This window comes from Tardiphaga sp. 215_C5_N2_1 (genome assembly GCF_052076055.1).
GTDB classification, from domain to species: domain Bacteria; phylum Pseudomonadota; class Alphaproteobacteria; order Rhizobiales; family Xanthobacteraceae; genus Tardiphaga; species Tardiphaga robiniae.
In genome coordinates, this window is sequence record NZ_CP197240.1 from 4514446 (window position 1) to 4536562 (window position 22117).

23 protein-coding genes and 1 tRNA gene are annotated in these 22117 nt (G+C 61.9%); 10 read left to right on the forward strand and 14 right to left on the reverse strand.

Annotated features, from left to right (window positions below; translation table 11 throughout):
• Positions 1-2: 2 nt before the first annotated feature.
• Entirely contained in the window at positions 3-890 is an 888-nt protein-coding gene (locus tag AB7828_RS21495; RefSeq protein ID WP_441232290.1) for a YiiX/YebB-like N1pC/P60 family cysteine hydrolase, read from the reverse strand.
• Positions 891-1084: 194 nt separating this feature from the next.
• On the opposite strand from AB7828_RS21495, the gene AB7828_RS21500 reads away from it, so the two are divergent.
• Positions 1085-2488: a flavin monoamine oxidase family protein gene (locus tag AB7828_RS21500; protein ID WP_441231108.1), complete on the forward strand. Its 1404-nt coding sequence runs from the start codon at positions 1085-1087 to the stop codon at positions 2486-2488.
• 25 nt (positions 2489-2513) lie between these two features.
• Here the strand turns inward: AB7828_RS21500 and AB7828_RS21505 are convergent, their stop codons facing one another.
• The 6 genes from AB7828_RS21505 to rpmI form a co-directional block, all read right to left on the reverse strand.
• Positions 2514-3461: an MBL fold metallo-hydrolase gene (locus tag AB7828_RS21505; RefSeq protein WP_441231109.1), complete on the reverse strand. Its 948-nt coding sequence runs from the start codon at positions 3459-3461 to the stop codon at positions 2514-2516.
• 73 nt (positions 3462-3534) lie between these two features.
• Complete coding sequence (locus AB7828_RS21510; RefSeq protein WP_244558212.1) at positions 3535-4302, reverse strand: sulfite exporter TauE/SafE family protein; 768 nt, start codon at positions 4300-4302, stop codon at positions 3535-3537.
• Positions 4299-6704 carry a phenylalanine--tRNA ligase subunit beta gene (pheT, locus tag AB7828_RS21515; RefSeq protein WP_441231110.1) on the reverse strand — a complete coding sequence of 802 codons (2406 nt, stop codon included), beginning with the start codon at positions 6702-6704 and terminating at the stop codon, positions 4299-4301. Before pheT ends, AB7828_RS21510 begins: the two co-directional genes overlap by 4 nt.
• Positions 6701-7783, reverse strand: coding sequence for a phenylalanine--tRNA ligase subunit alpha (gene pheS, locus AB7828_RS21520; RefSeq protein ID WP_089263024.1), 1083 nt, complete (start codon positions 7781-7783; stop codon positions 6701-6703). Before pheS ends, pheT begins: the two co-directional genes overlap by 4 nt.
• Positions 7784-7989: 206 nt before the next feature.
• Complete coding sequence (gene rplT / locus AB7828_RS21525; protein ID WP_068730282.1) at positions 7990-8349, reverse strand: 50S ribosomal protein L20; 360 nt, start codon at positions 8347-8349, stop codon at positions 7990-7992.
• Between the two features lie 68 nt (positions 8350-8417).
• Positions 8418-8618 carry a 50S ribosomal protein L35 gene (gene rpmI, locus AB7828_RS21530; RefSeq protein ID WP_068730283.1) on the reverse strand — a complete coding sequence of 67 codons (201 nt, stop codon included), beginning with the start codon at positions 8616-8618 and terminating at the stop codon, positions 8418-8420.
• Positions 8619-8911: 293 nt separating this feature from the next.
• Between rpmI and AB7828_RS21535 the strand changes: the two genes are divergently transcribed.
• Positions 8912-9058 (forward strand): hypothetical protein, encoded by a 147-nt coding sequence (locus AB7828_RS21535; protein WP_176454502.1) that lies wholly within the window; start codon positions 8912-8914, stop codon positions 9056-9058.
• A 114-nt stretch (positions 9059-9172) separates the two neighbouring features.
• Here the strand turns inward: AB7828_RS21535 and infC are convergent, their stop codons facing one another.
• Positions 9173-9712: a translation initiation factor IF-3 gene (infC, locus tag AB7828_RS21540; RefSeq protein WP_086936983.1), complete on the reverse strand. Its 540-nt coding sequence runs from the start codon at positions 9710-9712 to the stop codon at positions 9173-9175.
• A 323-nt stretch (positions 9713-10035) separates the two neighbouring features.
• Here infC and AB7828_RS21545 point away from each other — a divergent pair, with 323 nt between their 5' ends.
• Together AB7828_RS21545 and AB7828_RS21550 are read left to right on the forward strand one after the other, a co-directional pair.
• Positions 10036-10818, forward strand: a complete 783-nt coding sequence (locus AB7828_RS21545) for an alpha/beta hydrolase (RefSeq protein ID WP_441231111.1) — start codon at positions 10036-10038, stop codon at positions 10816-10818.
• A gap of 65 nt (positions 10819-10883) precedes the next feature.
• Positions 10884-11354 (forward strand): nuclear transport factor 2 family protein, encoded by a 471-nt coding sequence (locus tag AB7828_RS21550; protein WP_441231112.1) that lies wholly within the window; start codon positions 10884-10886, stop codon positions 11352-11354.
• Here AB7828_RS21550 and queG read toward each other — a convergent pair.
• Both queG and AB7828_RS21560 read right to left on the reverse strand, forming a co-directional pair.
• A complete protein-coding gene (queG, locus tag AB7828_RS21555; protein ID WP_441231113.1) occupies positions 11314-12549 on the reverse strand; it encodes a tRNA epoxyqueuosine(34) reductase QueG in 1236 nt (411 codons plus the stop codon). The two genes, AB7828_RS21550 and queG, sit on opposite strands and share 41 nt — an antisense overlap.
• Entirely contained in the window at positions 12498-13190 is a 693-nt protein-coding gene (locus AB7828_RS21560) for a glutathione S-transferase family protein (protein ID WP_068730287.1), read from the reverse strand. The genes queG and AB7828_RS21560 overlap by 52 nt, the downstream gene beginning before the upstream one ends.
• Positions 13191-13395: 205 nt before the next feature.
• Here AB7828_RS21560 and AB7828_RS21565 point away from each other — a divergent pair, with 205 nt between their 5' ends.
• On the forward strand, positions 13396-14205 hold the full coding sequence (locus AB7828_RS21565) for an undecaprenyl-diphosphate phosphatase (protein WP_170849629.1): 810 nt from the start codon (positions 13396-13398) through the stop codon (positions 14203-14205).
• A 69-nt stretch (positions 14206-14274) separates the two neighbouring features.
• Here AB7828_RS21565 and AB7828_RS21570 read toward each other — a convergent pair whose 3' ends face one another.
• Positions 14275-15243 carry a complex I NDUFA9 subunit family protein gene (locus tag AB7828_RS21570; RefSeq protein ID WP_441231114.1) on the reverse strand — a complete coding sequence of 323 codons (969 nt, stop codon included), beginning with the start codon at positions 15241-15243 and terminating at the stop codon, positions 14275-14277.
• Positions 15244-15406: 163 nt separating this feature from the next.
• Between AB7828_RS21570 and AB7828_RS21575 the strand changes: the two genes are divergently transcribed.
• Positions 15407-15493 (forward strand) — tRNA-Leu (locus AB7828_RS21575).
• Between the two features lie 149 nt (positions 15494-15642).
• Here the strand turns inward: AB7828_RS21575 and AB7828_RS21580 are convergent.
• The 3 genes from AB7828_RS21580 to AB7828_RS21590 form a co-directional block, all read right to left on the reverse strand.
• On the reverse strand, positions 15643-16278 hold the full coding sequence (locus tag AB7828_RS21580) for a 2-dehydro-3-deoxy-6-phosphogalactonate aldolase (RefSeq protein WP_441231115.1): 636 nt from the start codon (positions 16276-16278) through the stop codon (positions 15643-15645).
• Positions 16275-17198, reverse strand: coding sequence for a 2-dehydro-3-deoxygalactonokinase (locus AB7828_RS21585; RefSeq protein WP_441231116.1), 924 nt, complete (start codon positions 17196-17198; stop codon positions 16275-16277). The genes AB7828_RS21580 and AB7828_RS21585 overlap by 4 nt, the downstream gene beginning before the upstream one ends.
• A gap of 114 nt (positions 17199-17312) precedes the next feature.
• On the reverse strand, positions 17313-17771 hold the full coding sequence (locus AB7828_RS21590) for a hypothetical protein (RefSeq protein WP_441231117.1): 459 nt from the start codon (positions 17769-17771) through the stop codon (positions 17313-17315).
• A gap of 211 nt (positions 17772-17982) precedes the next feature.
• On the opposite strand from AB7828_RS21590, the gene AB7828_RS21595 reads away from it, so the two are divergent.
• Genes AB7828_RS21595 through kdpB form a run of 4 tightly spaced genes read left to right on the forward strand, consistent with a single transcriptional unit; the run spans position 17983 to position 22117 of the window.
• Positions 17983-18141 (forward strand): hypothetical protein, encoded by a 159-nt coding sequence (locus tag AB7828_RS21595; RefSeq protein WP_441231118.1) that lies wholly within the window; start codon positions 17983-17985, stop codon positions 18139-18141.
• 10 nt (positions 18142-18151) lie between these two features.
• Positions 18152-18241 (forward strand): K(+)-transporting ATPase subunit F, encoded by a 90-nt coding sequence (locus AB7828_RS21600; protein WP_081421711.1) that lies wholly within the window; start codon positions 18152-18154, stop codon positions 18239-18241.
• A 28-nt stretch (positions 18242-18269) separates the two neighbouring features.
• Positions 18270-19973 carry a potassium-transporting ATPase subunit KdpA gene (gene kdpA, locus AB7828_RS21605; RefSeq protein WP_441231119.1) on the forward strand — a complete coding sequence of 568 codons (1704 nt, stop codon included), beginning with the start codon at positions 18270-18272 and terminating at the stop codon, positions 19971-19973.
• Positions 19974-19993: 20 nt separating this feature from the next.
• Positions 19994-22117, forward strand: coding sequence for a potassium-transporting ATPase subunit KdpB (gene kdpB / locus AB7828_RS21610; RefSeq protein WP_441231120.1), 2124 nt, complete (start codon positions 19994-19996; stop codon positions 22115-22117).

Here is a 22117-nt window from a genome sequence, read left to right on the forward strand (position 1 = left end):
GATCAGGCGATAAGCCTGATCGGAGGCCTGCTCACGTCTTCGTCAGCCACTTCCGCTTCCGTGTCAGTCGTCTCAGGAATGAGCGTCGGCGTGCCGAAGACGTCCGGAAATGGATCGAAAGTGCCCGCCACCTCCCGGAGCGGCTTTTGTTTGTCGGCCCAATGCAATGCCGTGTAGTCGAATCCGAGTTCAATGGTCGGCTTCACCACTTCGAAATAGGGCGAGATATCGAAATCCCTGGGCATATACAGCGATGAATCGCGGATGTGCAGAATTTCGCGACGGGCCTGGCGGCTACCGGCGCGGGTGATTTTCGGCAGAATCGGATAGCGCACGGCATCGAAAGCCTGCGCGATCAATGCCGAGCAAATGATCTTGGTGGGATCGCCGGAGCCGAAAGCGATCATGCGCCGCCGCCAGCGCTGCGGTATTGGCAGCGGGATCAGGAAGCGCATCAGGTCGAGAATGTTCTTGGTGTCGTAACCAAAGCCAATCCGGTTGATGGCGTAGCGACACACAGTGGTGCGGTCCTCGTAGGACAGACCGACCGGGCGGCACAGGCGGGTGTGGAACGGATAATATTTCGACAGCGGTGCCGAGGTGACACCTTCGCCGATATTGGCCTCGATCAGCACATGCGGCTCGCCGTTCGGCTCTGCAGCACCATCGATTGGGCCGACATAGAGCGCGGCATGCGACCAGGTCGATTGCGTGAGATATTTGATGATGCCGGAGACGCGGTTGTTGCCTTCGACCAGCAGCACGTCACCTTCCTCGATGATACCGCGCAGGCGTTCGGGGTCGCTCGGCGTGAAAGGCTCGTAGCCGGGCAGCTCCTTCTGCAGATATTTCGCGATCAGTTTCCCGACCGTATCGAGCATGAGGCCCATGATCGTGACTCCCCCAGCGCGGTTCATGTCGACCGCTTTCCCTGGCTCCATCATGGTCGAGAGCCATTGCAATTTGGTTCATGCCCGCGCGGCGCTGGTGACAATTCATTCACCACGACGGTTGCCGCACACCCTCGAATACGGCAAGGTTCGCGAGACGTTCTCATGCATCATAAAATTTCGGAAACCATGTCATGACGATTTCACGCCGAGATTTCCTGTCGGCGTCCGCAGCATTGACACTTGTGCCGCTGTTCGGCGCAAGGACATTGGCCGCGTCGCTGCCGCGGGATGCTGACATTGTCGTGATTGGCGCGGGCGCTGCGGGCATCGCTGCGGCGCGTCGCATCCAGGCGGCCAATCGCAAGGTGATCGTGGTCGAGGCCTCCAGCCGGATTGGCGGACGGTGCATGACAGACGCGACAAGTTTCGACGCCCCGTTCGATCGCGGCGCGCGCTGGCTGCACACGCCGGAAACCAACGCAGTTGTGAAGCTTGCCCGGCCGGTGGGAATCGATGTCGCACCATCGCCACCGAGTCAGAAGCTGCGCATCGGCCGTCGCAATGCCCGCGCCGGCGAGACCGAGGAATTGCTCGCCGCGGTCGTGCGCGCCAATCGCGCCATCGACGAAGCAGCGCGCCGTGCCGACATCTCCTGCGCCGCGGCGCTGCCGAAGGACCTTGGGGATTGGGGGGGCACGATCGATTTCGTGCTCGGGGCCTATGCGACCGGCAAGGACCTCAAGGATCTCTCGACGCTGGATCTCTCGCGCGCGCAGGATCGCGCCATCGATGTTGCCACGCGCCAGGGACTCGGCGCGTTGATGGGCAAACTCGGCGAGGCCGTCCCGGTGGCGCTGTCGACGCCTGCGACGCGCGTGACCTGGAGCGGACGCGACATTGGCGTTGAGACGGCGTCGGGGCGCATTGCGGCGCGGGCGGTGATCATCACCGCGTCGAGCAACGTGCTGTCGTCGGGGGTGATCAAGTTCACGCCGGAACTGCCAAAGCGGCAGCTCGACGCGGCGGCAAAACTCAGCCTCGGTAGCTATGACCGTATCGCGTTACAGTTTACGGGCAATCCGCTCGGGCTGGGTCGCGACGAGCTGATGGTCGAGCAAAGCACGAGCACACGTACCGGTGCGCTGTTTGCGAATATTGGCGGGTCATCGCTGTGTACCGTCGATGTCGCGGGCGCATTCGGCCGCGACCTTGCAACTCAGGGCGAGGCCGCGATGGTGGCTTTCGCCGTTGAATGGCTGACGAAGCTGTTCGGCTCCGATATCAAACCGGCGATCAAGCGTTCTGCAACGACGCGCTGGGATACGATGCCATTCGTGCTCGGAGCCATGTCGGGGGCCGCACCGGGTGGCCAGGCCTCGCGCCGCGTATTGGCTGAGCCTATGGGCAATCTGTTCCTCGCCGGCGAAGCCACGCACGAAACATTGTGGGGCACGGTCGATGGCGCATGGGAAAGCGGCGAGCGCGCAGCAGAGGCGGCGCTCAAGAAGATCGGCGCAATGAAAGAGCCGGAACCAGACAAGCCGGTGCGGACGAAGCAGCGGCGGCAGCGGTCGAGCGGAGCGGGGTTGGAGTAGCCGCGACGTGAGGCTGCTATTGGCGCTACACCGGTAGCGCCAGCTGCATCAGATCTTTGGCCACGATGATCTTGCCGGAAAAATTCTTTCGCACGCCCGAGATCCAGTCCTCGTCGGTGACTTCGGGATCGTCGCCCGGCACGAAGTGGCTGAGCACCAGCACCTTCACGCCAGCCGCGGCGGCGATGCGGCCGACATCCTCGGTGGTGGTATGGCTTTCCATCAAATGTTTTTTCAGCGTCGCGCCGTTCTTCGTCTTGATCACCAGCCGGTCAACAGCGGGCACGTAAAGTGCCTCATGCACCAGCACGTCCGCTCCCTTGGCGAACTCTGCTAGCCTCGGGTTGTAGGCGGTGTCGCTGGAGAACACGATGACGCCGTCGGGCGTCTCGAATTTGTAGGCGAAGCTGTCGACGATCGGCGGATGCGGAGTGCGAAACGCTGTCACCTTGACGTCGGCGGTCTGCAGCACCACGCCATCATCGGTGATATCCTTGGCAACGAGCAACGGCCGCGGATCGGGGCGGCCTTCATCTTCGATGCGGGTATCAACGTCGAATTTGTTCAACTCCCAGTAAGTCCGGGTCATTGCCTCGATGTCCTTGGGACCAAACGAGTGGATCGGCGTCGAGAGGCCTGCGGCCCAAGCATTGTAGAACAAGTTGCCGTATTCCAGATTGTGATCGGAATGGTGGTGGCTGATGAAGATATACTTCACCGAGGGAAGCGGCACGCCGGCATTGACCAGTTGCCGGCTGACGCCCATGCCGCAATCGATCACGAATGGCGTGTCGTTGACGACAACGAGGTTGGCGGGATTGGACGCACCGACGCCGACGCGTGGGCCGCCCTTGGTGCCGAGAAATATGATCCTGGTGCGCGGTTTTGCTGGCGTCTGCGCCAGCGCGGGGCGCGCCGCGAGGACCATGGCGCCGGCAGCGGCAAACTTCAGCATGTCGCGGCGATCGATCATGGTCTTCTCCCGTTGTTCTTGAATTGAAGAGACCCTAGCGCCGCGGCGGCTGGCGCCGCAAGTCACGCAAGCGTCAGTGAAATATGCCGTCGAACAGCGGCAGGCTGATCAGCGCCGAGACGGCTATTAGGGCGTAGCAGATCTTGCGGAACAGCTCGTCGCTAGCCTTGCCGAACAGTTTCGAGCCAATCCACAGGCCGAGGCCGAACAGGGGGCCGGTGACTACCGCGAGCCCAAGGATGGCCGTGCTCCACAATCCGCCGATCGTATAGCTGATGATGATCAAGACGTCTGCGACCGCGAAATACAGGATGATATTTGCGCGGGTGACGGCAGCGACTGCCGCGTCTCGCAGCCAATACATCACTATCGGCGGGCCGCCGAGTTGCGCCAAGCCACCGAAAAAGCCGGCGACGCCGCCGACGCTGACCGTCACCGGAACGGTCGGCTTACCGGGATAGCGCCAGCCGGAGATCAGTAGCGTCAGCATCGTGACGATCAGTGCGACGATGCCCCAGCGAACGGTCAGCGGATCGGCCCAGGCCAAGGCCATCGTGCCAAGTGGCACGCCAATAAGTGCGCCCAGCGAAATGATGCTGACGTCGCGCCTGTCGGCTCGTCTTGCGGCGTTCGGGATCAGCGTCAGCGTGGTCGAGAAGTCGATCAGCAGCAGCAAGGGCGACGCGACCTGCGCGCCCGCCACGCTTGAGGCGAGCGGCATGAAGATCAGCGCCGAACCGAAGCCCGAAAACCCGCGGGCCAGTCCGGCGATGAAGGCGGTGACGGTGATAAAAACGAGCGACGTGGTCGAATACTGGACCAGGCCGAGTGATTCCATCATGCGCGTAACGTGCCGCCCGTCTTCTTCGTTACTTCCGCCACGATCTTCGCTGCCACCGCATCGATTTCCTGATCAGTCAGCGTCTTCTCGCGCGGCTGGATCGTGACCGCAATTGCCACCGACTTCTTGTCGTCGTCGATGCCCTTGCCTTCATAGACGTCGAACACCGTCACATCGGTGACCAGCTTCTTGTCCACGCCGGCTGCCGCACGGAGGATGTCACCGGACCTGACCTTGCGATCGACGATGAAGGCGAAGTCGCGTGACACAGGCTGGAACGCCGAGAGCTCCAAAGTCGGTTTGGCGCGGGTCGCCTTCTGCTTGGCGTCGGGAATGCGATCGAGGATCACTTCGAACGCCATCAACGGGCCGTCGGCACCGAGTGCTTCGAGCGTGCGCGGGTGCAATTCGCCGAAATGACCGAGGACGTTCTGCGGTCCGATCTGGATCGTACCCGAACGGCCGGGATGCAGCCAGTTCGCGCCACCGGCGACGATCTGCAGCGCCTGCATCGGTGCACCTGCGGCTGCGAGAACTGCAAAGGCATCGGCCTTGGCGTCGAGTGCGTTCGCAGCGCTGGCGCCTGACCAATGACGGCCGCTGCCAGCCGACGAGGCGAGGCCACGCCGCACGCCGGATGCAGCCATGAACTGATCTTGCGGGCGATCGCCGCGGAAGATCTGGCCGACTTCGAACAGCGCTAGGTCGGACGAACCGCGATGCGCATTGGCTTGAGCGGCTGCGATCAGTCCGGGCAACAGGCTCGGCCGCATGTCGGAGAGGTCGGAGGCGATCGGGTTGGCCAGCGCCAGTTCCGGCGCGCCGCCGCCGAACACCTCGGCATGCGGCTTCGAGATGAACGACCATGTCACGGCCTCGACGAGGCCGCGCGCGGCCAGTCCACGTTTGGCGCGGCGGGTGCGCTGCTGGATCTGCGTCAGTACCGGCTTGCGCGGGGCATCGCCGCGCGGGAACGGCGTCATCGGCACCTTGTCGACGCCGAAGATGCGCATGACTTCTTCGACGATGTCAGCCTTGCCGGTCACGTCGCTACGCCATGACGGCACTGCGACCTTCACCACGGGGCCGCTGCCGGCCACCATGAAGCCGAGATGCGTCAGGATGCGTCGCATCTCCGGGAATGGCACGTCGATGGCGGCGAGGCGCTTCACCTCGGCAATCGGGAAGTCGATGATACGGTCGTCGCCGTAGGGCTTGCCAACGACGATGCTCTCCGACGGTGCGCCGCCGCACAGTTCCATCACCAGCTTGGTTGCCAGTTCGAGACCGGGCACCATGAAGACCGGATCGACGCCGCGCTCGAACCGATAACGCGCGTCGGAATTGATCCCGAGCCTGCGGCCGGTCTGCGCGATATTGATCTCGTTCCACAGCGCGGATTCGATCAGTACATCGGTGGTGTCTTCCGAACAGCCCGACGCTTCGCCGCCCATAATGCCGGCGAGCGACTCGACACCATTGTCGTCGGCGATGACGCAGGCCTTGCTGTCGAGCGTGTAGGTCTTGCCGTCGAGCGCGAGCAGCGTCTCGCCGTCACGTGCGCGGCGGACAACGATATCGCCCTTCACCTTGGCGGCGTCGAACACATGCAGCGGACGGGCGCGGTCGAAGGTCAGGAAGTTGGTGATGTCGACCAGCGCATTGATCGGGCGCAGGCCGATGGAGGTCAGCTTCTTCTGCAGCCACTCCGGCGATGGGCCGTTCTTGACACCGCGCACGAGACGCAGTGCGAAGCCGGGGCACAGCTTGGCGTCTTCGACGGTGACTTTCACCGGGCAGGGGAATTCGCCCTTGATCGGCTTGATGCCGGGATTCTTGAACACGCCCATGTCGGCCGCGGCGAGATCCCTGGCGATGCCCGACACGCCGGTGCAGTCCTGACGATTGGGCGTCAGGTTGATTTCTATGACGGGATCGCCGAGTTTGGCCCAGTCGGGATAGATTGCGCCGACGGGCGCATCGGCGGGCAGTTCGATGATGCCGTCGATCGCGTCGGGGAGTCCGAGTTCGCCGGCCGAGCACAACATGCCCTGGCTTTCGACGCCGCGGATATTGCCGAGGCCGATGGTGAAATCCTTACCCGGGATAAAAGTACCAGGCCTGGCGAGGACGGTCTTCAGTCCCGCGCGCGCATTCGGCGCCCCGCAGACGATCTGCAGCAGCTTGTCATCGCCGGCATTCACGGTGCAGACGCGCAACCGATCTGCATTGGGATGTTGCACGGCTGTGACGATCTCGGCGATCGTGAACGGCTTCAGCAGCTTCGCCTTATCGTCGATATGTTCGACCTCGAGCCCGATCATGGTGAGCTTGTCGGTCAGCGTCTCGAGCGACTCGTCAGTGTCGAGATGATCCTTCAGCCAGGAGAGGGAGAATTTCACGTGCTCAGTCCTCCGGCCAGCGTCGGTACTTCAAGCGGCTTGAAGCCGTAGTGATTGAGCCAGCGCACGTCGCCTTCGAACAGCTGACGCAGGTCGGCCATACCGTATTTCAGCATCGCGATACGATCGATGCCCATGCCCCAGGCGAAACCCTGATACACGTCGGGATCGATGCCGCAGGCGCGCAGCACATTCGGATGCACCATGCCGCAGCCGAGAATCTCGAGCCAGTCTTCGCCTTCGCCGAAGCGGATCTCGTTCTTGTCGCGGCGACACTGGATATCGACTTCCAGCGACGGCTCCGTGAATGGGAAGAACGACGGACGGAAGCGCATATTGACGTTGTCGACCTCGAAGAAAGCCTTGCAGAATTCGTGCAGGATCCATTTGAGGTGGCCGAGATGCGAACCCTTGTCGATGACCAGGCCTTCGACCTGATGGAACATCGGTGTGTGGGTCTGATCGCTATCGCTGCGATAGGTGCGGCCCGGGCAGATCACGCGGATCGGTGGCTGCTGGCTCAACATGGTGCGGACCTGCACCGGTGATGTGTGGGTGCGCAGCAGCAGGCGCGAGCCGTCTTCCTTCGGATTGAAGTAGAAGGTGTCATGCATCTCGCGGGCCGGATGGCCCTCGGGGAAGTTGAGCTTGGTGAAGTTGTAGTCGTCAGTCTCGATATCCGGACCTTCGGCAACGGCGAAGCCCATATCGGCGAAGATCGTCGTCAATTCGTCCCAGGTCTGGCTGAGCGGATGAATGCGGCCGAGTTCAGCGGGGCCATCGCGCAGCGGCAGCGTCACGTCGATGGTCTCGGAAGCGAGACGTGCATCGAGGGCTGCGGATTTCAACACATCGCGGCGCGCGGTCAGCGCTTGCGTGACGGTGTCCTTGGCCAGGTTGATGGCCGCGCCCTCGGTCTTGCGTTCTTCTGGCGTCATCTTGCCGAGAGTCGACAACAGCGCGGAGATCGAACCCTTCTTGCCGAGCGCGCCGACGCGCACGGCTTCCAGGGCGGCTTCGTCGGAGGCATTGGCAATATCGGCCAGAATAGTCTGTTGGAGCGTCGTCAGATCGGACATCAGCAACCTCGATGAGAGAGGCGGGCGCCTCTTGCTGTCTGCGCGTCCGACGGAAGGCCGGGCACCAGCTTCTACAGCACGGGTATCACAGGGATTAAGACGTCAATGGCCGGGACAGGAGCGCGTGAACGCTTCTGCCCGGCCATGACAATGTCGATGAATACGCGGTGTGGAGAGCTCAGGCCGCCAGTGCGGCCTTTGCTGGCTTAGGCTGCGAGTGCAGCTTTGGCCTTCTCAGCAATCGCGTTGAACGCCGCCGGCTCGTTGATCGCGAGATCCGAGAGCACCTTGCGGTCGACCGTCACGCCGGACTTGGCGAGACCGTTGATAAACACGCTGTAGGTCATGCCGAGCGGACGGACGGCAGCGTTGAGACGCTGGATCCAGAGCGCGCGGAACGTACGCTTCTTGCGCTTGCGATCGCGGAACGCATATTGGCCGGCCTTGTCGACGGCGGCCTTTGCGGCGCGAATGGTGTTCTTGCGGCGACCGCGGAAACCCTTGGCGGCCTTGTAGACTTTCTTATGCTTGGCGTGAGCCGTCACACCGCGTTTTACGCGAGCCATGACTGATCTCCTTCATCTGAAATAACAAAAGGGGTGATATCCGCCGCAATGAAGCGGCGTAAGGGCGATCAGGCGTTTGGCAGAAAGTACTGCTTGATGTTGTCGCCGTCGGTCTTGAACAGCACGCGGGTGCCGCGGAGCTGACGAATCTGCTTCTTCGTCCGCTTGATCATACCGTGGCGTTTACCGGCATGGGCGGCCATGACCTTACCCGTTCCGGTGACTTTAAAGCGCTTTTTAGCGCCCGACTTGGTCTTCAGCTTGGGCATTTGGCTCTCCTATGGCCACGCAGAAAGCGCCCCGAAAGGCGTTGCGTCGGCTAAAATGCTCGTTAGAGCGTTGAAAATGCTCAACTAACCGCCGTTTGCGGAAAGTCAGCACAGTCGTCGACACGGCAGCCCTTAATCAGCCGGGCGACGAAGGTTGCGCTTATGGCAGAGGAATGCTCCGATGGCAACGATTAACGCGGCTCAACACTCTGTTTAGCGCATGGCTTCAGACTGGTCCGACGCGCCCCGGATGCCTATGTGATCCGGACCAGAGAAACAGAGGGACGACGACAATGGCCCGGAATGCACGTGCCGCCGCAAGGGCGGTTGCCATCCAGCAAGATGCTGCTGCTCAGACCGCCACCCGTTGGATGTTCGCAGCCGCTGGCCTCGCCGCGGCTCTCGCGCTGGCCGGTGCACTCGCCCTCATTTCGGGCTGAGCCGCCTAGCTCCGAACGATTTCAGAATACTCTCCCAAAGAAAAAGGCCCGCCAGAAATCTGACGGGCCGAAATTCCTGATTACCAACCTCGTTAAGGTCAGTCGCCGCTGTGATTAGCGCGGTGCGAGCACCATCACCACCTGACGACCTTCGAAGCGCGCGTCCTGCTCCACCTTGGCGTATTCGGCGACGTCTGCTTTGACCTTGTCGAGCAGCTTGGTACCGATTTCCTGGTGCGCCATTTCGCGGCCACGATAGCGCAAGGTGATTTTGACCTTGTCGCCTTCTTCGAAGAAGCGCTGCATCGCGCGCATTTTCACGTCGTAGTCATGATCATCGATCATCGGGCGGAGCTTGATCTCCTTGATTTCGACGATCTTCTGCTTCTTGCGGGCCTCGGCGGCCTTCTTCTGCGCCGAATACTTGAACTTCCCGTAGTCCATGATCTTGCAGACGGGGGGGCTCACATTCGGCGAAATCTCGACCAGATCCATACCGGCTTCCATCGCCATTTTGATCGCAGCAATGGTTTCCACGGTGCCGTGGTTGAGGCCGGTCTGATCAATCAGCTGGATCTGCAGATTGCGAATTTCATCGTTGGTGCGCGGCCCGTCTTTGGTTGCGGCGGGCGGGGCTCTGTTGGGACGGCGAATGGGTAACTCTCCAATGTTGTTTAGGAAGGCCGCAGTGTGAAGGAATAAGGCGTTTGGAGCAAGCAAACTCACGCAACGCAGCGCCAATCACTCAAATACGAGGCAATTTCGTCACGCGAAAGGCCATAGGCGTCGTACACCGCTGACCTTGCTCAAATAGAGTTCCCCGGCCCGTTCTGCAAGCCGTGGTTGACAGGAGCGCAACGCGGCATCGAGGTGGACGTTCCCTGGGATGATATGGACGTTGAGGGATCGACGTTGACGATCCCGACCTGCTCAATCAAACAGCAATCGGCATTTCAGGGTCGAACAAGGATGGTTTGATGAGCACAACGGTATCGACCGACCGCACTTTCATCACGGCAGGTACAGGCAGTAGCCGCCGCCAGATCGCGATGCGGGTCCGCGACGGCGCTGCTCCGGGCCTGTTCTGGATGAGCGGCTTCAAATCCGACATGCAGGGCGGCAAGGCGGTGGCGCTCGATGCCTGGGCCGCCGAGCACGGCCGCGCTTGCGTGCGTTTCGACTATTCCGGCCACGGCGAATCCGGCGGCGATTTCGTCGATGGCACCATCGGCCAATGGCTGGAGGATAGCCTCGCGGCGTTCGATGCAGCCTGCCAGGGTCCGCAGGTGGTGATCGGCTCGTCGATGGGCGGCTGGATGGCACTGCTGCTGGCGCGCGCGCTGGCCCGACGCGGCAAAGTAGGGCGCGCGACGCTGAAGGGCCTGGTGCTGATCGCGCCGGCGCCGGACTTCACCGAAGAGCTGATGTGGAGAGGCTTCTCGCCGGAAATCCGCGCGGAGATCGAGACCACCGGTCAATGGCTGCGCCCGTCGGAATATGGCGAGCCCTATCCGATCACACGGCAGTTGATCGAAGAGGGGCGCAATCATCTGCTGCTCGGCAGCGCGATCGATGTCGGTTGCCCCGTGCGGATTTTGCAAGGCAGGCAGGACCCCGACGTGCCCTGGCAGCACGCTTTCCGGCTGGCCGAACGGCTGCCGAGCGAAGATGTCGTGTTGACCATGATCCAGGACGGCGACCATCGGCTGTCACGCCCGCAGGACATTGCGCGACTATTGTCGGCTGTGGCGGAGTTTTGATTGCATCACCCGTACCGTTGAATAGGCTCGCCTGAAAAGAGCGACAATCAGCGGGAGGAATTCGGATGGACGCTACGGCACTCTTGCGCGCATTTTGCGATGCCGTTGAACAGCGTGACGGCCAGAGCTTCGCTGCGCTGTTCACTGAAGACGGCGTCTATCACGACGTCTTCTACGGCGCATTCGAAGGCCGTGCCAAAATCGCCGACATGGTCGATGACTGGTTCTACCGGACCGCGGAAGATTTTCGTTGGGACATGCACACGCCCGTTAGCGACGGCACCACGCTCTATGCGCGCTATACATTCAGTTATCGCTCGAAACTCCCGGAAGCCAATGGCGGCCGCGCGATGTTCGAGGGCGTTGCGATCATGACGCTGCGTGACGGCAAGATCGTGAGCTATCATGAAGTGGCCAATACGGCGCCGGCCTTCGTCGATTTGCATTTCGCGCCGGAGCGCATCGCCAAGATCGTCGCCAAGCAGGGTGAAACGCTCAAAGCGCGACCGGAGATGGCGCGACACCTGACGAACTGAGCGCAAGCTGCCATTCGTCGTTCACGCTCCCATCCTTTTCAGCGTCGCCGAGTTGCGTGGCCAGCGCAGCAAATTCGTCTGCGGGCATTAGTTGCGACAGCGCCCATATCGCTGCCCCGCGCACCACAGGACTTTCATCGCCCAGCAGCTGCTGCGCATCGCTTACCAGTGATAGGTCGTTCGAATTGCCGATGGCGATCAGCACATTGCGGATGAAACGGTTGCGGCCGATACGCTTCACGGGTGACTTCGTAAAGAACGCGCGGAAAGCCGCATCGTCGAGCTTCGCGAGTTCGGCCAGCGACGGCGCGCGCAACTCATCGCGTGCGGCGAGTTTGATCTCGCGGCCCTCCTGAGCGAATTTGTTCCATGGGCAGGCGGCGAGGCAATCGTCGCAGCCATAGATGCGATTGCCCATGGGTTTGCGGAATTCGTGCGGGATCGGCCCCTTGTTCTCGATCGTGAGATAGGAAATGCAGCGCCGCGCGTCGAGCTTGTAGGGCGCGGGGAAGGCCGATGTCGGGCAGCTGTCGAGGCAGGCCTGGCACGAGCCGCAGTGATCGATGGTGCGCGCATCGCGCGGCAGTTCGAGCGTGGTGAAGATCGCGCCGAGAAACAGCCACGAGCCGAATTCGCGCGAGACGAGATTGGTATGCTTGCCCTGCCAGCCCAATCCTGCTGCGCCGGCGAGCGGCTTCTCCATCACCGCGGCCGTATCGACGAACACTTTGACGTCGCCGCCAGCCTGCGCGATCAGCCAGCGCGCCAGCAGCTTCAGGCGCTTCTTGATGAGGTCATGATAGTCGTCGCCGCGGGCATAGACCGAGATCGCGGCATGCGAGCGCTGCTTGAGGATCTCGAGCGGATTCTCGTCGGGGCCGTAATTGACGCCGAGCATGATGACGGAGCGAACGTCCTGCCACATCACCTTGGGGTCGGCGCGGCGGTCGGGATTGTCGGCAAGCCACTCCATGTCACCATGGGCGCCGGCGTTGAGAAATTCCTGTAGCCGTTCGCGTACGCCGGCGATGGCGTCCGGATCGGTGATCCCGATTGAATCGAAGCCCAGCGCCTTCGCCTCGCGCGTCAGCCTATCCTTGAGATCGGCGGGAAGCGTGGCGATCGCATCGTCAGCGGGTGGGCTCAGAAATCGAGATCCACATAGGTCCGCGATGCTGGCACGCCCGCCAGCCATTCGCTCAGCAGCGGTCGGAACGACGGACGGGATTTCACCCGCGCGTACCACGCCTTCGCCGCGTCGTCTTCGCTCCATGGAACATCGCCCAGATAGTCGATCGCCGACAGATGAGCTGCCGCGACCAGATCCGCATAAGTCAGTCGGTCACCGGCCAGAAAATTGCGTGTCCGCGCCAGCCAGCCGATATAGGCCAGATGATAGCGCACATTTGCGGTGGCTGCGCGAATCACATCCATCGCCGGGGCGCCGCCGCCGACCTCTTCGCTCATGAAGCGCTTGTAGATGCGTTCGGTGACCAGTGGGCCGGACGCTTCCTCGAAGAATTTCTCGTTGAACCACGCCATCAGCCGGCGCACTTCGATGCGTTCCGCCATCGCGACAGGTAGCAGGCGGCGATCGCCCATCTCCGGTCCATGGGTCTCGTCGATATATTCGGCGATGATCCCGGCGCCAGGAATGGGCGGGAAACCGTCGGTGAGTAGCACAGGCGTAGTTCCCGCAGGATTGAGCGCCAGAAATGCCTCGCGCCGATCCCACGGCCGCTCGTCCACCAGTGTGAGGTCGAGTCCGTATTCGCCGAGTACGAGACGAATGAAGCGGGAATGCGGACAGAACGAGTGATGGTAAAGCGTGTACATGCGGGCCTTGATAGTTATGCGGTCGTTAAGAAAGCGTCTCGGTTGCGTCGGTGGTAAAAGTGTCACGCGGCGCGCGCCAAACTAGCGAAGCTTGGCTCTGAGGCAACCCGCGAATGTGATGGTATTTGCGATTGCAGCAATGAAGGGAATAGGCGAGAAGAACCCGGCTTTTTCAGGCCCACACTGACGAAGGACAGATAAGCAGATGATGTCTGATGCGATAAGGGCGGTGATTCTCGGCATTGTCGAGGGTGTCACCGAGTTCCTGCCGGTTTCCTCAACGGGGCATCTGCTGCTCGCGGAACGCTTCTTCGATCTGGGCGAGGACAATTTCTGGAAGAGCTTTGCCGTGCTGATCCAGCTCGGCGCCATTCTGGCGATCCTTGCACTTTACTTCGGCAAGTTGTGGCATATCGCGCTGAACCTGTTCAAAGGCGACGCTGCGGCGCGCCGTTTCGTGATCGGCGTGCTGATCGCGTTCCTGCCTGCCGCGATCATCGGCGCCGCTGCGGGCGGCTATGTCAAAAGCTATCTGTTCAATCCGTGGGTCGTGTGTTTCTCGCTGATCGTTGGCGGGGCGATCCTGCTCTGGGTCGATCAGCTCGATCTTGAGCCCGTGCATCACGATGCCACGACGTTCCCATTGCCGATGTATCTCAAGATCGGTCTGGCGCAGTGCGTGGCGATGATTCCAGGCGTGTCGCGCTCCGGCGCGACCATCGTCGGTGCCATGCTGCTCGGCGCCGAGAAGCGCGCAGCGGCGGAGTTCTCGTTCTTCCTGGCGATCCCGACCATGGTCGGCGCCTTCGTCTACGATCTCTACAAGAGCCGGGCCGATCTCTCGGTAGATCACGGCGTGATCATCGCCATCGGTTTCGTGGTGTCGTTCATCACCGCGATCATCGTGGTGAAAAGCTTTCTCGGCTACGTGACCCGCCACGGCTTCGCGTTGTTCGCATGGTGGCGCGTGATCGTCGGTACGCTCGGCCTGATCGCGCTGGCGCTGGGCTACTGAATTTTGCCAAACATCCTGCTGTCATCCCCGCCGCGCACGCCTTCGGCGTGCCAGGCGGGGACGATATCGTCAGTTTATGCCGTTATGTGCGAACTGACCGGTGGCGCGGAAGCGCCAGAGATATTGTGGCGCAATCGCTTCCAGCGAATCAGCGGCAATACCCAAGCCATCCAGCGTTAGACCGGCCGCCTTGGCGGCTTCCGACACCACATTGTCGACACCAAGCATGGTGACCTGATCCGGCGTCAGCTTGAAGTCGCCAGGGGCGAATTGCAGGAAATAGGACTGAAGCTTGGCGATGGCCGTCGGCACCGGTAGCGTCATGCGCTTGCGCTCGATGGTGGTCAGAATGATCTCGATGATCTCATTCATCGTCAGCACTTCCGGGCCGCCAAGTTCATAGGTGGCGCCTGGCTTGGTCTTGCCGTCGACGGCATCGGCCGCAGCCTGGGCGACATCGCCCACATAGACCGGCTGCATTTTGGTCGTGGCACCGAACACCGGCATCACCGGGGCCATCCGGGCGAGATTGGCAAATCGATTGGTGAACTGATCCTCGGGGCCGAACACGATCGACGGGCGCAGGATCGTTGCGGAAGGCACAGCCGCCAGCACGGCCTGCTCGCCGGCCGCCTTGGCACGGGCATAGGCCGATTCGGAATCGGCATCGGCGCCGATGGCTGAAAACTGCACCATCCGCGCGCCGATCTCGGCGGCAGCCTGCGCGACCGCGCCGGCGCCTCGCGCCTGCACGGCATCAAAGGTCTGCGCGCCGCTTTCGGTCAGGATACCCACCAGATTGACGACGATGCTGGCGTCGCGCATCGCGGCCTTGATCGAGGCGGGGTGGCGCAGATTGGCCTGAACGATATTGATCTGTCCGACACGGCCAAGCGGTTGCAGATGGCCGGCCAGTTCCGGCCGACGCACGGCGACCCTGATCCGGTATTCGCGCTTCGCCAGCGCGCGGACCACATGGCGTCCCACGAAGCCGGATCCGCCGAAAACCGTAACGAGGGTGTCGATGGGGGCAGCCATGGATCAGTTCCTTGAGTCAGTCATGCAAGGGCAAAACGGGGGAATTTAGACCAATTCGCGATACGCCAACGCGCGGGGCCTGTACAGCGGATTTGGAATTGAACGAAGCAATTTGACAAGCGCGTAACGGCCCCCTACTAACCGCGCCACGTGCCTCGCACGTGCCCAGGTGGCGGAATTGGTAGACGCGCTGGCTTCAGGTGCCAGTGGCTTAACGGCCGTGAAGGTTCGAGTCCTTTCCTGGGCACCACGGTGCTCCTAAGTCTCTGATATTCAGAGCAATTCATTGAATTTGACAGTTTGGGGCTGCGCGGTCGATGCGTGCGGGCGCGGAGGTGTTTCTGCCTTGCCGCCGCCGCGAAGCGTGCAACAACCGCAAACAGACACTGCACTCTGCTTCTAGCGGGCCATCGCCTGATCATAAGCCACGACAGACGCCTGCGCGGTCGCCTTCACTTCGATAGCGCTCATTCCGGGCCGATACAGGCTGCTGCCAAGGCCGAAGGCCTCTATGCCAGCGGCGACATAGTCCGCGAAATTCCGGTCGGAAACACCACCAACAGCCCCGATCACGGCATCCCTGGGCAAAACCGCGCGAATGGCGGCGATGCCGGACGGGCCGAGGATCGATGCCGGAAAGAATTTCAGGGCGGAAGCTCCTGCACGTAGGGCGAGGAAAGCTTCGGTCGGCGAGAACACGCCGGGCATCGTGACCATGCCGCGGCTCGCCGCCATCGCCAGCACATCGACATCGACATTCGGGCTCACCATCAGACGCCCGCCGACATCGGCGACACGGGCGCAGTCATTCGCGGTGAGGACTGTGCCGGCGCCGATCAGGGTGTCGTTGCCAAATCGTTTGCAGATCCGTGCGATGGATTCGAACGGATCGGGCGAGTTCAGCGGTACTTCAATCATCTCGAAGCCGGTGTCGATCAACGTCTCGACGATGCTCTCCACCTCGTCGGGCTGCACGCCGCGCAGAATGGCGACGAGCGGACGCTTCACGGTGGGCCAACGGATTGGCTGGTTCATGTGAACTGAGCTCCCCACAGATGAATTGCGGCCTTGGTCAGGCCGTGTTGCGACGCGCGTTCGGCATCGACGATGGCGACCTCGAAGCCGGCAGCTGTAAGCGCCGACGCATAGAGATCCTTGAGCGCGCCGGCACCGATCAGGCGTACCGGATGCCGCGTGCCATAGCGCGATCCGGCATCGGCGATTTCCGTGCCGATCAGGAGGCCCGACAGGCGCGCCGCGCCGTCGGCCTGTTGCTGGAAGCCGAGCAGTTGCGCCGCGCGCAAGCTGAATAGCGAGGCGGTCAAGCCGACCGGCGCATCGAGCGCGCGTTGCAGGCCATCGCGGAACGCGTCATTCGCGGCGGGCGAAGGTGCGTCGTGATCCACCGCGTGTTTCAGGATGCTGTGTTGAGTGATGACCGAAAAGAGCTCGCCGGTCATATAGGTCGTGAATGACACCACGCTGCCGGCGTCGATCCAGACCCATTTGCTATGGGTGCCGGGAATGCAGACCAGACCGGTGAAGTCGGGTTCGGTCACGCCGAGCAGTTGCGTCTCTTCGCCGCGCATGACGTCGGGTGCCGCGGCGTCGGCTTGCGCGATGCCGGGCAGGATACGCACGTCGCCTTGTGTGTCGACGGGCCGCGCACCGTCGTGCAAGGCGTCGAGTCGTGTCGGTGTGTGCAGATAGGGTGCCTCGATCCAACCCTGTCGTGCGCCGGCCATGCCACAGATCAACACGGGCAGGTCCTGCGTCGTACCGAGTCTGGCAAGGTGATCAGCTAGCACCGGAGCGAAGCCGGCAGCCGCGCAATGCAGCATGCCTTCAGGCCCGCGCGTCTCCGCAAGCACGCTGCCGTCGGCCACCATCAACCAGCCTCGAAAGCTGCTGGTGCCCCAATCGACCGCGACGAAGGCCGGTTTGTCTGCTGTCACGTTTTGCTCTGGCTTGTCATGGCACGAATTTGTGCCGAGCATAGCCGAAAGCTTCACTCTTGGAAGGCTGTTCGCGGCGGTCGAGCTACAGCATTTCGCACCGCCCCTCTTCGCTCAACAGTAATTCTCACACAGCATCGGCTCGGAATCGGTGGGTTCGATCGCGCGCACCGGCGCTTGCGTCAGATGCGGCGTGCCTCCGCGGCTAACAACAGCGCGAAATGCATCCAGGATCGCCATCGCCATGTCTGGGTGATGCGTCTCGACGGCGCTGTCCAGCCAGTCAGGAAGGTCACGCTGGTTCGAGAGAGCGCAATGCCATTCACCTTCGTCATAAGCGAGCCGACGCAGTTGCCACCGCGGCAGTTCGATCGCGATCAGGGCAAGCGCGGCATCGGTCCAGGCGCCGGCAGCGACCAGGCGATCGAGGCGCTGGGCCTCCGCTGTGCGGCGCATTGCCGGCAGGCGCTTGCAGGTGGTGAGGCAGATCGCGGTGAAACTCGTAGCGTCAAGCGGAGCCGTTTCGGATGGCGCTTCGGAAAGGGGCGTTCGCTGAATCGAGATGAACGACATGACGGGTCTCCATGAACAGCGCGATCTTCGGAAGACCGCATCATGCAATATCCGTAGTCCGTCATTTGAATACGAGGCAGCTTCGGGCACGAAGATATAAAGGCTGCATAAGCGCCCGAGGACTAGCGGCGCACGCGCATGCGCTCCGCCGCGTCTTTATGAAATTCCTATAAGTTCGCTGCTGGCCTCATCTCGAAAACCTACGTCCTGAATGGCACCTGATCGTGCATCGGGCGCGCGAGCCATTTGCTCCGTGCCGCCTCAGCCATTGCATCAGGAGCATTCCATGCTGGACATCGTCATGCTGGCCCTCGGGCTCGGCTTTTTCATTCTCACCCTGGGCTACGCTTATGCCTGCGAGCGGCTGTGAGGAGCGCATCATGATTTTCGATTACACGCTCGCCGGCTTCGTGTCCGCGGCATTGCTGATCTACCTCACTTACGCGCTGCTGCGACCCGAGCGGTTCTGAGCGCGCGCACCTCAAAAGGTCAACTGACATGACAATGATTGGCTGGATTCAAATTGCTCTGTACTGCGCGGTGGTTCTCGCGCTGGTGAAGCCGCTCGGCGGCTACATGACATCCGTTTTCAACGGCGAGCGTACTTTCCTCTCTCCGATTCTGCGACCGGTCGAAGCCGGGCTGTACTGGATCGGTGGCGTCGACGAGAAACGTGAGCAGCACTGGCTGACCTATACGGTTGCCATGCTGCTGTTTCACGTGGTCGGTTTCCTCGGTCTCTACGCGATCATGCGGCTGCAGGCCGTGCTGCCGTTCAATCCTGCGGGGCAATCCGCGGTCGCCGAAGATCTCTCCTTCAACACCGCGATCTCCTTCATCACCAACACCAACTGGCAGAACTACGGCGGCGAAAGCACCATGTCGTATCTGACCCAGATGCTGGGTCTGACGGTACATAACTTCCTGTCGGCGGCGGCCGGCATCGCATTGGCCGTGGCACTGATCCGCGGCTTCGCACGCTCGTCGATGCGCACCATCGGAAATTTCTGGGTCGATATTACCCGTTGCACGCTCTATGTGCTGCTGCCGATCTGCATCGTCTACACGCTGTTCCTGGTCTGGCAGGGTATGCCGCAGACGCTCGGCGCCTATGTCGATGCGACGACGCTTGAAGGTGCGAAGCAGACCATCGCGGTTGGCCCCGTTGCGTCGCAGGTTGCCATCAAGATGCTCGGCACCAATGGCGGCGGCTTCTTCAACGCCAATGCGGCGCATCCATTCGAGAACCCGACAGCGCTGTCGAACTTCATCCAGATGATCTCGATCTTCGCGCTGGGTGCGGCGATGACCAATGTGTTCGGCCGCATGGTCGGCAACCCCAGGCAAGGCTGGGCGATTCTGGCCGTGATGGGTGTGCTGTTCATTGTCGGCGTTGCCGTCACCTATGGCGCCGAAGCCTCGGGTACCACAGGCCTGAATGCACTCGGCCTCACCGGCGGCAATATGGAAGGCAAGGAGCTGCGCTTCGGCATCGTCGCCTCCAGCCTGTTCGCGGTCATCACCACGGCGGCGTCCTGCGGTGCGGTCAATGCGATGCATGACTCGTTTACAGCGATTGGCGGCATGATTCCGCTGATCAATATGCAGCTCGGCGAGATCATCGTTGGCGGCGTCGGTGCCGGTCTCTATGGCATGCTGCTGTTCGTCGTACTGGCGATCTTCGTCGCTGGTCTGATGGTCGGTCGCACACCGGAATATGTCGGCAAGAAGATCGAGGCGCGCGAAGTAAAAATGGCGATGCTTGCCATTCTCGTCCTGCCGCTGATGTATCTCGGTTGGACCGCGGTGGCGGTGGTGCTGCCCTCGGCCGTGGCCTCCATGGCCAATGCTGGGCCGCATGGCTTCACCGAAGTGCTCTACGCCTTCACCTCGGCCACCGGCAATAACGGCTCGGCCTTCGGCGGGCTCACCGGCAACACCTTCTTTTACAACCTCACACTGGCGAGTTCGATGTTCGTCGGTCGCTTCTTCATGATCGTGCCCGCCATGGCGCTGGCCGGATCATTGGCCGCGAAGAAGTCGATTCCGGCTTCGGCCGGTACCTTGCCGACCACCGGCGGATTGTTCGTCGGCCTCGTCATCGGTGTGATTCTGATCATCGGCGGTCTCACTTTCTTCCCGGCACTCGCGCTCGGGCCGATCGTCGAGCACCTCACGATGACCGCCAGCACCCTGTTCTGATCGGATTTGGAGTTATGTCCATGGAAACGTTGAAACTGCAGAAGCGGGTGCCGGTCTCGGCCATGCTCGATTCGAAAATTGTCATCCCAGCCATCGGCTCGGCTTTCAAAAAGCTTGATCCGCGGCTGATGATCAAGAATCCCGTGATGTTCGTGGTCGAGGTCGTCGCCGCACTCACCACGGTGATCTTCATCAAGAACGTCATCACCGGCGGAAGCGATCTGGGATTTGCGTTCCAGATCATCCTCTGGCTCTGGTTCACGGTGCTGTTCGCCAACTTTGCCGAAGCCGTCGCCGAAGGGCGCGGCAAGGCGCAGGCGGAATCGCTGAAGAAGACCCGCACCGAAAGCCAGGCCAAGCTGCTCACCGGCAGCGACAGCGGCGACAAGAGCTACCGCATGGTCTCGGGCACCAGCCTGAAGGTCGGCGATATCGTTCTGGTGGAAGCCGGCGACAACATCCCGTCCGACGGTGAAGTGATCGAAGGCGTGGCTTCAGTTAATGAGGCGGCGATCACCGGCGAGTCCGCACCTGTCATTCGTGAATCCGGCGGCGATCGCTCGGCGGTGACCGGTGGCACGCAGGTGCTGTCCGACTGGATTCGCGTCCGCATCACTGCGGCGCAAGGCTCGACCTTTATCGACCGCATGATCAAGCTGGTCGAAGGCGCCGAGCGGCAGAAAACGCCGAACGAGATCGCGCTGAACATTCTCCTGGTCGGCCTCACCATCATCTTCGTGTTCGCCACGGTGACGATCCCGAGCTATGCGGCCTATGCCGGTGGCTCGATCTCCGTGGTGGTGCTGGTCGCACTGTTTGTCACGCTGATTCCGACCACCATCGGCGCGCTGCTGTCCGCCATCGGCATTGCGGGCATGGATCGTCTCGTGCGCTTTAACGTGCTTGCGATGTCCGGCCGCGCGGTGGAAGCCGCCGGTGACGTCGATACGTTGTTGCTCGACAAGACCGGTACCATCACGCTCGGAAATCGTCAGGCGACAGCCTTCCGTCCGGCGCGCGGCGTGACCGAGCAGGAACTGGCCGATGCGGCGCAGCTTGCATCGCTCGCGGACGAAACCCCGGAAGGCCGCTCCATCGTCGTGCTGGCCAAGGAGAAATACGGCATCCGCGGCCGCGACATGGCCGAACTGTCAGCGACTTTCGTGCCGTTCACCGCACAGACCCGGATGAGTGGTGTCGATGCCGGTGGTTCGTCGGTCCGCAAGGGAGCGGTGGATTCGATACTCGCTTACGTCAACGGTGGCGCGTCGTTCGCCGTCGCGTCCGGCAACACCGTGCGTGCAATGCAGCCGGCCGCGATGTCGGACACGGCACGTGAAATCCAGGCGATCTCCGACGAGATTGCAAAGGGCGGTGGCACCCCGCTGGCGGTCGCGCGCGATGGCAAACTGCTCGGCGTCATCCATCTGAAGGACATCGTCAAGGGCGGCATCCGTGAGCGTTTTGCCGAACTGCGCCGCATGGGCATCCGCACCATCATGATCACCGGCGACAATCCGATGACCGCTGCGGCCATCGCAGCCGAAGCCGGCGTCGATGATTTCCTGGCGCAGGCGACACCCGAGGACAAGCTGCAGCTCATCCGCGACGAGCAGGCCAAGGGCAAGCTGGTGGCGATGTGCGGCGACGGCACCAACGACGCGCCGGCACTGGCGCAAGCCGATGTAGGCGTTGCGATGAACACCGGCACGCAGGCGGCGCGCGAAGCGGGCAACATGGTCGATCTGGACTCCAATCCGACCAAGCTCATCGAAGTCGTCGAAATTGGCAAGCAGCTCCTGATGACGCGGGGGGCGCTGACCACGTTCTCGATCGCCAATGACGTGGCGAAATACTTCGCCATTATCCCGGCGATCTTCCTCGCCTTCTATCCGCAGCTTGAAGCGCTCAATGTCATGAAGCTGGCGAGCCCGCAGAGCGCCATCCTGTCGGCCATTATCTTCAACGCGATCATCATCATCGCGCTGATTCCGTTGGCCCTGAAAGGCGTCGCCTATCGCCCGATCGGCGCCGGCGCACTGCTCGGCCGCAACCTGCTGATCTACGGCCTCGGCGGCATCATCGTTCCGTTCATCGGCATCAAGGCGATTGACCTCGTCGTCACCGCCCTGCACCTGGTTTGA